At 34.8% G+C, this 1,184-nt stretch carries 1 protein-coding gene; it reads right to left on the bottom strand.

The features are described from left to right. On the bottom strand, nucleotides 1–1,184 hold a 1,184-nt coding region (locus IDG60_RS14990; RefSeq protein ID WP_206160857.1), incomplete at both ends, for a virulence-associated E family protein.

Genomic DNA, 1,184 nt, shown 5'->3' with positions numbered 1-1,184 from the left:
TCTAAACTTTCATCTCTTACATAAGCTATCTGTACACCATAATCTTTTCCAAATCGAATTTTCCCACTTTTATTACCATCATATACAGACCAATTGTCTAATTGTCTTAAGATGTTTGAAATCTTTCTAATTTCCATAGATCCTCTACTATCTCCCTTATCTTTACCAAAACATTCAACAAACACTTCAAGCGCACAGACTTTATTTCTTTTAACGTAATCTACATTTCCTGTTGGTAACATATCAACATCACCTTGATAAAATCGTCTTCGTTCAAAGATAGTTAAGTCATCCCAATTGCTAGGAATTGGTGTGTTAAGATATTCATCAATAATGCCTGTATATGGAGATTCCTCAGTATGTTTGCTTTGTATTGAACGCATTTCTTCTTCTAGTTCAGGGTTAAGGAATAAATCTTCTCCTTGTTCATAATAGTGTTTAGCTTCTGCCCAAATTTGGTCAATCTCATCTTTGGTTAGTTTAGACCAGTTCACTTCAACTCTCTCTGGATTTACAGTCATTGGCCAAAAACGTCTTCCACCAGTTTCATCTCTTAAGAAATCAACTTTATTAGTTGTACCAATGAAAATACATTGCCTTGGAAAATCTTCAATATAATGCCCATAAGCAACACGAAATCGGTCAACTTGTTTAGATATGAAATGCTTAATAGCTTCAACTTCAGCTTTTCTTGTAGCTGCAAGTTCTGCCATTTCCATTAGCCAAACGCCTTGTAAGGCCTCATAAGCTTCTTTACCTGTAACAGAAACTAAACTGTCAGAAAACCATGCACCACCTAATTTTTTTAGCAAAGCAGATTTACCTACACCTTGAGGACCATAAAGTGTAAGCATATAGTCAAATTTACATCCAGGCTCCATTACTCGAGCAATTCCAGCAGTCAATGCTTTTTTGGTAGTTGTTCTATTCACTTCAGTATCTTCAACACCTAAGTATTTGATAAATAACTTTTCAAGACGTTTATGTCCATCCCACGATATTTTATTTAGATAATCCCTTACTGGATGATAAGCATTTTGCATTGCTACGCTTATAATGGCATCTTTTGTTTTACCTGAATGGTGTATGTCATAAATCTTTTCGATATAACTTCTTAAACTGCTATCATCACCGTCTTGCCATTGACGTGTCTTAAAATTAGTATTCCATGGCACTTTCCCTAA

This window comes from Staphylococcus sp. EG-SA-2 (assembly GCF_017152085.1).
This window is presented reverse-complemented; position numbering and strand designations above follow the sequence as displayed.